This is a genomic window from Sphingobium terrigena (genome assembly GCF_003591655.1).
GTDB classification, from domain to species: Bacteria; Pseudomonadota; Alphaproteobacteria; order Sphingomonadales; family Sphingomonadaceae; genus Sphingobium; species Sphingobium terrigena.
Genome location: NZ_QVRA01000006.1, coordinates 264,036 through 273,413, shown reverse-complemented (window position 1 = coordinate 273,413; position 9,378 = coordinate 264,036). Strand labels below are relative to the sequence as shown.

Genomic DNA, 9,378 nt, shown 5'->3' with positions numbered 1-9,378 from the left:
GCGCCCGTGAGCGACAATCCCATCGTCATGCTGTCGGCTGTACCCGGCACATGATCGGCTCAAACCGATGCCGAAATCGGCGGTGGCTCCTATAAGCTACACCATCCCGTGGGACACGATCGCGGTCGATAAATGCGAGAAAATGCTCGCTGAGGATAACTGAGCGTCTGCCTTGAGCCATGATACGACAGGCTCTCACAATTTTGAGTTTAATTCAACCAAAGGGCAGCAGCGCATCATAAGCCTCCAACCCCGGCTTCCCCTCGACCATCACGCCCCGCCGCAACAGAAATGCGTGCCGCACAATCTCCGCCTGCTGCTCGATGCCATAGCGCGTGAACGGCTTGCCCGGCACGACATCATAGCCATAGCGGCAGAAGGGATGACGCATCAGCGGCAGCCACCACCGCCCCGATCGCTGGGCCTGCCACACATGGGTCATCTCATGGATGAAATGCCCCTGTATATGCAGCGGGCTTTCGCAAAAATCCGCACAGAACAGCCCGCCGTCAGGATGAAACCACAAGTCGCCATCGGGCGCCATCGTCACGCCCCTGGGCTGCAACGGCCACCATTTGCGCTCATGCACCCGCACCCGGCCATAATCGATCGCTGCGCCGAACACGCCCCGCGCCAGCGCAACCTCATCGCGCGTCAGGTAACGGCTGCTCAATGGCCCTCATGCTCGCCAGCGGGCTTGGCTGCCGCTGCGCCTGTACCCGCCGCCTCCGGCTTGCGGATCACCGCGTCCACCAGCAACCGGTCGCCATTGGCCATCAGGAAGGTCAGCTGCATCTTGCCCCGGCCGATCGCGGTGTCGTTGACCCCCCACAGCATCAGATGCTTAGCCCCAGGCGCGAAGGCGACCTCGCCCTTGGCCGGAATATCGACGCTGTCGATTCGCGCCATCGTCATCATGCCGTCCTTGTCGATGCTTTCATGCATCTCGACCTTGAGCGCATAGTCGGTCAGCACTCCGCGAATCTGCCCGCCCGCGTCGCCGCCATGGGCGACGAAATAACCGGCCGAGGGCGTCTCCTTGTTAGGGCTCAGCCGCACATAGGCCTGGTCGATATAGGTCGGTGCCGGGTCGCCGCACGCGGCCAGCGCCAGTGGAGCCAAAAGGGCGAAAAGGGCAAAGGGCGCGCGCATCAACTGGTTCCTGACTGTCTCGTTTCCGGTCGGTAAGCATAGCTAATCGCCCCAGCTTCTTGTGCCAAGCAAAAGCGCCCCTATATCGCCCATGCAAACCGGCCTTGCCTTGGCGCTTTCGTGAGGTATGGGGCCATCAACCGCTGAATAGAATTTGGGGTTCAAAGAGGACACAATGGCAAAAGTTATCGGTATCGACCTTGGCACCACCAACAGCTGCGTCGCCGTCATGGACGGTGGCAAGCCCAAGGTAATCGAAAATGCGGAAGGCGCGCGCACGACGCCTTCGATCGTCGCCTTCGCCAAGGATGGCGAGCGCCTGATCGGTCAGCCGGCCAAGCGCCAGGCAGTGACCAACCCGGACAGCACGATTTTCGCGGTCAAGCGCCTGATCGGCCGCCGCTTCGACGATCCCATGACCAAGAAGGACATGGAACTCGTCCCCTACGACATCAGCAAGGGTCCGAACGGCGACGCCTGGGTCAAGGCCGGTGGCCAGGATTACAGCCCCTCGCAGATCAGCGCCTTCATCCTGCAAAAGATGAAGGAAACCGCCGAATCCTATCTCGGCGAAACCGTCACCCAGGCGGTCATCACCGTCCCTGCCTATTTCAACGACGCCCAGCGTCAGGCGACCAAGGACGCCGGCCAGATCGCCGGCCTTGAAGTGCTACGCATCATCAACGAGCCGACTGCGGCGGCGCTGGCCTATGGTCTCGACAAGCAGGACGGCAAGACGATCGCGGTCTATGACCTTGGCGGCGGCACGTTCGACATCTCCATCCTGGAAATCGGCGATGGCGTGTTCGAAGTGAAGTCGACCAACGGCGACACCTTCCTGGGCGGCGAAGATTTCGACGCCAAGCTGGTCGAATTTCTGGCCGCCGACTTCCAGAAGTCCGAAGGCATTGACCTTACCAAGGACAAGCTGGCGCTCCAGCGTTTGAAGGAAGCCGCTGAAAAGGCGAAGATCGAGCTGTCCTCGGCCCAGACGACCGAAGTCAACCTGCCCTTCATCACCGCCGACCAGAACGGTCCCAAGCATCTGGTGAAGTCGATCACCCGCGCCGATCTGGAGCGTCTGGTGGCCGATCTCATCAAGCGCACGATGGAACCCTGCAAGAAGGCGATGGCTGACGCAGGCGTGTCCGCCAGCGAGATCAGCGAAGTCGTCCTTGTCGGCGGCATGACGCGGATGCCCAAGGTGCGCGAAGCCGTGAAGGAGTTTTTCGGCAAGGAACCGCATACCGGCGTGAACCCGGACGAAGTCGTCGCCATGGGCGCGGCGATCCAGGCGGGCGTGTTGCAGGGCGACGTCAAGGACGTGTTGCTGCTCGACGTGACGCCGCTGTCGCTCGGCATCGAAACGCTGGGTGGCGTGTTCACCCGCATGATCGACCGCAACACCACCATCCCTGCCAAAAAGTCGCAGGTCTATTCGACCGCCGACGATAATCAGCAGGCGGTGACCATCCGCGTGTTCCAGGGTGAGCGTGAAATGGCGGCGGACAACAAGATCCTCGGCCAGTTCGACCTGGTCGGCATCCCGCCAGCCCCGCGCGGCGTGCCGCAGATTGAGGTCACGTTCGACATCGACGCCAACGGTCTGGTCAACGTGTCGGCCAAGGACAAGGGCACCGGCAAGGAACAGCAGATCCGCATCCAGGCATCGGGCGGCCTGTCCGACGCCGACATCGACCAGATGGTCAAGGACGCTGAACGCTTCGCCGAAGAGGATAAGAAGCGTCGCGAATCGGCCGAAGCCAAGAACAACGCCGAAAGCCTGGTCCACACGACCGAGCAGCAGCTGTCTGAGCATGGCGACAAGGTCGATGCGAGCCTGAAGGGCGAGATCGAAACCGCCATTGCCGACACCAAGGCCGCGATCGAAAGCGGCGATGCTGAAGCGATGAAGGCCAAGGCGCAGTTACTCGCCACGGTCGCGATGAAGCTGGGCCAGGCCATTTACGAGAAGGAGCAGGCTGCGGCCGCCGCTCCGGGTGCCGACGCGCCCAAGGCCGACGATGATGTCGTCGACGCCGAATTCTCCGAAGTGGACGACAACAAGGCGTAAGCCGATGCCTGACCTCCGTCATTCCAGTGCAAGCTGGAATCTCTCTTCTTCTGCCCATGTGTTGAAGGATAAGAGAGACCCCAGCGTGCGCTGGGGTGACGGAAGGGGATCGCCGGGGGCGATATGACGACCGAAATCGACTATTACACGCTGCTCGAAGTCGAGCGCACCGCCGACGCCGGGGTTCTCAAGAGCGCCTATCGCAAGCTGGCGATGAAATATCACCCGGACAAGACCGGGGGATGCACCGACAGCGAAGCGAAATTCAAGGCGGTGTCGGAAGCCTATGAGGTTCTGAAAGACCCGCAGAAGCGCGCCGCCTATGACCGTTTCGGTCATGCGGCCTTCAAGCAGCAGCAACAGGGCGGCGGCGGTGGTTTCCACGGCGGCGGCGCTGGCGGCTTTTCCGACCTTGGCGATATATTCGAGACGATTTTCGGTCAGGGCGGCGGCTTTGGCGGCGGCGGTCGCCAGCAGCAGCGGCGCGGCGCGGACCTGCGCTACGATCTCGAAATCACCCTCGACGAAGCCTATCATGGCAAGCAGACCGAGATTCAGATCGAGGTGTCGGCCGCCTGCGACAGCTGCGAAGGGTCCGGCGCGCAGCCCGGCACCGGCGCCAAGACCTGCCATACCTGCAAGGGGCATGGCCAGGTTCGTGCGCAGCAGGGCTTTTTCGTGGTCGAACGCACCTGCCCCTCCTGTCATGGCGCGGGCAAGGTGATCGAAAGCCCCTGCCGCTCGTGCCGGGGCGAAGGGCGGGTGGACAAGCCCAAGACTTTGTCGGTCAACATCCCGGCGGGCGTCGATGACGGCACCCGCATCCGCCTGTCGGGCGAGGGCGAGGCTGGCGCGCGCGGCGCACCGGCTGGCGACCTCTACATTTTCCTGCACGTCAAGCGCCATGCGCTGTTCGAGCGGGACGGCACGACCCTCTTCTGCCGCTGCCCGGTCAGTTTTACGACCGCAGCGCTCGGCGGCACGATCGAGGTGCCGGGCCTCGACGGCGTGCGCCACGCCATCAAAATCCCGGTCGGCATCCAGTCGGGCAAGCAGATCCGCCAGCGCGGCGCGGGTATGCCGGTCCTCAACGGACGCGGGCAGGGCGACCTCGTCGTCCAGATCGACGTCGAAACCCCGACCAGGCTGACCGCGAAACAGAAGGAACTGCTCGAAGCCTTCCGCGAAACCGAAACCGGCGAAGAATGCCCGGCCTCAACCGGCTTCTTCGGCAAGATCAAGGATTTGTGGGGGGATTAATCTAAAATCCGCTCGCCCTGAGCGAAGTCGAAGGGCACGCCTGAACGCAGTGAAGGCACTTCGCTTCGCTCAGTAGAAGGCTTCGACTTCGCTCAGCCCGAACGGTTGTTGGAACGGTGCGGACTATTCCGCGCCCACCAGTAGAACGGCAGCCCGGCCGCCATCAGCAGCACGCTCGACCCGCTCGCCACAATCCCCGCCCCCCACAGCGTCCACAGCGCGTAGCCCAGCCCCACGACTGCTGCCGGCACCACCACCCGAAACCGCATACTCGCCAGCGCGCAGCCGACATAGAGCCATAAGGTTGCCGACGTCGCCAGCAGCGCCATCGCGGTGAACAGCGCCACCAGCCCCTGCAAACTATTGGCGACCAGCAACAGGCTGGCCAGCGCCGTGGACAATATCAGCCCGCGCACCGGCGTCCCCCTGGCATCGGTCCCCGCCAGCCAGCGCGGCAATTCGCCCGCCCGCGCCATCGCCAGCGGCACTTCCCCCATCAGCAGCGTCCAGCCATTCAGCGCGCCCAGACAACTGATCGCCACGAACAAAGCGATGAAGCGGGCCGGGCCGGGCGACCAATAATGGCTGACAAACGCGCCAAACGGCGACCCGGTCTGCGTTTCCGCCGCAGGCAGGGTCAACGCAATCCCTGAACAGACCAGCAGATAGATCAGCCCCGTCGCTGCCGTGCCGATCAGCGTCGCGCGCGGGATGGTGCGCGCCGGATCACGCACCTTGTCCGCCGCTACGCTGGCCGACTCAAACCCCAGCAGCGCCCATAAAGTCAGCGCCGCCGACGCGGTAATGCCCGCGCCGGTCAACCCCTCCGCCGGGAACGGCGCGACCTGCGCCGTGCCGCTCCCCACCGTCACCATCAGCAGCACCAGCACCACGGCAATAGGGATCAGCTTGATGATGGTCGTGACGATCTGCGTCATCCCCGCCGCCCGCGCGCCGATCAGGTTGATCCCCGTCATCGCCCACAAAAAGCCGATCGAACACAGCGCTCCGACACCCGGCCGCGCCAGCATCGGCATAACGCTCGACAGGTTCGCCGTCGCCGCCACCGCAATCGTGACATTGGTGATGATGATCGACAGCCAGTAAATCCAGCCAATCGCAAACCCCGCCAGCGGCCCATAGGCCCGCGCAATCATCTGCGACGCGCTCGTCCCCGGCAACGCCACCGTCAGCCGCGCAATGACAAAGGCCAGCACCAGCGACCCCGCAATCGTAAACCCCCACCCCGCCACCGCATCCCAGCCAAAGGGCGCCAGCGCGGCAGGCAACAGGAACACGCCCGACCCGATCATATTGCCCATCACCAGCGCGATACAGGCGGCAAGGCCCAGCGTGCGGGTGGGGCTGGGGGCCGCGGCGGTGGGAGGGGTCATATCGTCCTGCACATCTTCCTCCACAGCCGTCGCGCCACGCTATCGCCGCCGGAACGGGATGGCCAGAATGGAAATGGTCGGGCCGGGCAGGAACCAAAAACATTGCCGGGCCGTTTCTGGACCACAATAAAGCTTAGGAGGGACTGATGGTTGACGTTCGCAACGACGGATATGATGATCGCCGCGTGATTGTCGAAAAAAGAGGGTCGGGTCGCACGATCGGCATCGTGCTGATCGCCATATTGGCGATTGTCGGCCTGCTGTTCGCGACCGGCTTCTGGAAAGCGGACGTTTCCGGTGGCGACATGCCCGAAGTCAGCGTCAAGGGCGGTGATCTGCCCAAGGTTGACGTCGATTCCAAGGAAGTCGTTGTCGGCACCAAGAAAACGACCGTTGAAGTCCCCACCGTAGGCGTCAAGGATAATGGCGAGGAATAAGCCCTTCTCTCGCAGAAACGAAAAAGGCTCCCCCGCACCGGCAGGGGAGCCTTTTTTGTTGGGCCTGCAGGCGACTTACGCCGCCAGGAACATGTCCGGGTCCAGCGCCATCAGAGCGTCGGCACCGCCCTCGATCTTGCGCCGCAGCGACCCGGCGTCGGGCATGATCCGCTCGGCAAAGAAGCGCGCCGTCACCAGCTTGGCTTCCAGAAACTTCGCGTCCCCTTCGCCCGCCGCCAGCAGCCCGGTCGCGGCCTTGGCCATGCGCAGCCACATCAGCCCGGTCGCGACGATCCCCAGGATATGCATATAATGATGCGCGCCTGCGCCTGCATTGTCGGGGTTCTTCATCGCATTCTGCATCAGCCACATGGTCGCGGCCTGCAATTGGCCGGTCGCCTTCTCCAGCGCTTCGGCCAGCGCCGCCAGCTTCGGCTCGGCCTTGGCATCAGCCACTTCGGTCGCGATGATCTTCAGGAACGCCTGCAACGCACGCCCACCATTCATCGCCAGCTTGCGGCCGACCAGATCCATCGCCTGCACCCCGTTGGTGCCTTCGTAAATCTGGGCGATGCGCGCGTCGCGGACATACTGTTCCACGCCATTTTCCCAGATATAGCCATGGCCGCCAAACACCTGCTGGCTGGACACCGCGACGTCAAAGCCCTTGTCGGTGCCATAGCCCTTGATCACCGGGATCAGCAGGCCAATCAGGTCGTCGGCCATTTGGCGCTCTTCTTCCGTGGCGGCATAATGCGACAGGTCGACCTGCAACGCCCCCCACAGGATCAGCGCGCGCAGCCCTTCGGTGATCGCCTTGCCCTCCATCAGCATCCGGCGCACGTCGGGATGAACGAACAGCGTATCGGCCTTCTCCTCCGGCTCCTTCGGCCCGGTCAGCGCGCGGCCCTGTCGCCGGTCGCGGGCATAATGGACCGCATTCTGCAAGGCGATTTCCGCCTGCCCAAGCCCTTGCAGGCCCACGCCCAGCCGCGCCGCGTTCATCATGATGAACATCGCGGCCAGCCCCTTATTTTCCTCGCCGACCATCCATCCGGTCGCCCCGTCATAATTCATGACGCAGGTGGCGTTGCCATGGATACCCATCTTATGCTCGATCGAGCCGCAGGACACCGCATTGCGCTCACCCAGCGACCCGTCATCATGCACCATGATCTTGGGGACGACGAACAGCGAAATCCCCTTGCTGCTGTCGGGCGCGCCGGGCGTCTTGGCCAGCACCAGATGGATGATATTGTCCGACAGGTCATGCTCGCCCGCCGAAATGAAGATCTTGGTGCCGGTGATCGCAAAGCTGCCATCGGCATTGGGTACGGCCTTGGTCTTGATGAGGCCCAGATCGGTGCCGCAATGCGGCTCGGTCAGGTTCATCGTGCCGGTCCATTCGCCCGATACCATCTTGGGAATATAGCGCTGTTGCAGCGCGTCGCTGCCCTTGGCGATCAGCGCCGCGACCGCGCCTGCGGTCAGGCCATGATACATTTCAAACGCCTGATTGGCCGACAATATATATTCGTCGACTGCCGTCGCCACCACGGTCGGCAGCCCCTGACCGCCAAATTCGGTCGGCGAATGCAGCGTGGTCCAGCCGCCCGCGACAAACTGGTCGAACGCATCCTTGAACCCCGTCGGCGTGGTCACGCGGCCATCGGGATGGCGGGTGCAGCCTTCCTTGTCGCCCACGGCGTTCAAAGGGAACAGCACTTCCGACGCGATCTTGCCGCCTTCGGTCAGGATCGCCTCGACCAGATCGGGGGTCGCATTTTCAAAGCCGGGCAGGTTGGCATAGCGGTCCAGCCCGACGACATGCTCAAGCACGAAACGTGTGTCACGGACGGGGGGCGTATAACTGGGCATGATCGTCTCCGGGCGTTTTTGTTATCGGGGGGGGGGGAGGGGGGTCAGTCTTTGGCGATGGCGGCGACGAAATTCGCCAATTCGGCGATGGCTGCGTCAATATCGTCCTTCTGCCGGGTCAGCAGTTCAATCCGCGCCTGACATTTGGCGGCGGTCACGCGACGCTGCTCCTCATGTTCCTCATCGGCATCATAGAGGTCGATCATCTCGCGAATCTCGGTCAGGCTGAAACCGACCCGCTTGCCGCGCAAAATCCACGCCAGCCGCGCGCGGTCGCGCCGCGAATAGATGCGGGCCAGACCCTGCCGTTCCGGCGCGATCAGCCCCTCATCCTCATAGAATCGCAGGGCGCGGGCGGTGACGCCGAACTCCTCGGAAAGGTCGGAAATACTATAGCTCTGCTGGTCCCGATGATCGGGTAGCTCGATGCCGGCGATGCTGCTGCGCTTGTCCATGGCAGGTGATGTAATGCAGCTTTACGTTTACGTCAAGGTGAGTGAGGGCAGCGCGACATGGACCAAATGTCCTGGTGACAGGCCGGACGCTTGCCGCTAGGGCGACCGGGTCATGACGGGGGCCATCAGACATTCCAGCACCGCACGCGGCCTGCTTGCCGCATTGGCTCTGCTCGTCTTGGCCGTCCAACTGCTGGTGCCGTCGGGCTTCATGCCGGTGCGCACAGACAAGGGCGTCATTGTGACCCTTTGCACCGGGCAGGGCGCCATCAACATCCTGGTCGATCGCGACGCCGCACCAGGCAAGGGCGATCATGCGCCCGACGACGGCGTGGCGGGCCAAATGCCCTGCGCCTTCGCCGCCTCGCTCCAGCCCGCCGTGCCGCCTTTGCTGTTGGCGGACCTGCCCTTGCCGGCCTGGCAATTGGCTTATGGCCCAATCGCCTTCGCGCTCAAAACCGGCCTGATCGCCCGCCTCGCCGCACCCCCGCCGCCTTCATCAGGTCCGCCTGCGATCATGTAATCCTCCCTTTTGGGGGAGGGCTGTCGCGTATGAGCCGGACCTTAATTTATTTCGTCATGCTGAACTTGTTTCAGCATCCATCGTGCCCCAACAGCCGCCGCTGGGGACGAGAAATGGACCGTGAAACAAGTTCAGGGTGACGAATAAAGAGGGCAGGGCTTCCTATGCAATAGCCCCGCCCCACACGGGGGAGGACGCAATTTGC

The 9,378-nt window shown here is 63.2% G+C and carries 9 protein-coding genes; 4 read left to right on the top strand and 5 right to left on the bottom strand.

Annotation, left to right across the window (positions count from 1 at the left end; genetic code table 11):
* Positions 1–214 precede the first annotated feature (214 nt).
* Complete coding sequence (locus D0Z70_RS09520; protein WP_119745685.1) at positions 215–673, bottom strand: vgr related protein; 459 nt, start codon at positions 671–673, stop codon at positions 215–217.
* A complete protein-coding gene (locus tag D0Z70_RS09515) occupies positions 670–1,152 on the bottom strand; it encodes a copper chaperone PCu(A)C (protein ID WP_119745683.1) in 483 nt (160 codons plus the stop codon). The genes D0Z70_RS09520 and D0Z70_RS09515 overlap by 4 nt, the downstream gene beginning before the upstream one ends.
* A 175-nt stretch (positions 1,153–1,327) precedes the next feature.
* Here D0Z70_RS09515 and dnaK point away from each other — a divergent pair, with 175 nt between their 5' ends.
* Both dnaK and dnaJ read left to right on the top strand, forming a co-directional pair.
* Positions 1,328–3,226: a molecular chaperone DnaK gene (dnaK, locus tag D0Z70_RS09510; RefSeq protein WP_119745681.1), complete on the top strand. Its 1,899-nt coding sequence runs from the start codon at positions 1,328–1,330 to the stop codon at positions 3,224–3,226.
* A 123-nt stretch (positions 3,227–3,349) separates the two neighbouring features.
* Positions 3,350–4,486, top strand: coding sequence for a molecular chaperone DnaJ (dnaJ, locus tag D0Z70_RS09505; RefSeq protein WP_119745679.1), 1,137 nt, complete (start codon positions 3,350–3,352; stop codon positions 4,484–4,486).
* 92 nt (positions 4,487–4,578) lie between these two features.
* Here the strand turns inward: dnaJ and D0Z70_RS09500 are convergent, their stop codons facing one another.
* Positions 4,579–5,880: an amino acid permease gene (locus tag D0Z70_RS09500; protein ID WP_119745743.1), complete on the bottom strand. Its 1,302-nt coding sequence runs from the start codon at positions 5,878–5,880 to the stop codon at positions 4,579–4,581.
* A gap of 146 nt (positions 5,881–6,026) precedes the next feature.
* Here D0Z70_RS09500 and D0Z70_RS09495 point away from each other — a divergent pair, with 146 nt between their 5' ends.
* Positions 6,027–6,317 carry a hypothetical protein gene (locus D0Z70_RS09495; protein WP_119745676.1) on the top strand — a complete coding sequence of 97 codons (291 nt, stop codon included), beginning with the start codon at positions 6,027–6,029 and terminating at the stop codon, positions 6,315–6,317.
* A 75-nt stretch (positions 6,318–6,392) separates the two neighbouring features.
* Here the strand turns inward: D0Z70_RS09495 and D0Z70_RS09490 are convergent, their stop codons facing one another.
* Both D0Z70_RS09490 and D0Z70_RS09485 read right to left on the bottom strand, forming a co-directional pair.
* Positions 6,393–8,195 carry an acyl-CoA dehydrogenase C-terminal domain-containing protein gene (locus D0Z70_RS09490; protein ID WP_119745674.1) on the bottom strand — a complete coding sequence of 601 codons (1,803 nt, stop codon included), beginning with the start codon at positions 8,193–8,195 and terminating at the stop codon, positions 6,393–6,395.
* A gap of 44 nt (positions 8,196–8,239) precedes the next feature.
* On the bottom strand, positions 8,240–8,650 hold the full coding sequence (locus D0Z70_RS09485; RefSeq protein WP_017180887.1) for a MerR family transcriptional regulator: 411 nt from the start codon (positions 8,648–8,650) through the stop codon (positions 8,240–8,242).
* Positions 8,651–8,762: 112 nt separating this feature from the next.
* Between D0Z70_RS09485 and D0Z70_RS09480 the strand changes: the two genes are divergently transcribed.
* Positions 8,763–9,173: a hypothetical protein gene (locus D0Z70_RS09480; protein ID WP_119745672.1), complete on the top strand. Its 411-nt coding sequence runs from the start codon at positions 8,763–8,765 to the stop codon at positions 9,171–9,173.
* Positions 9,174–9,378: the final 205 nt, after the last annotated feature.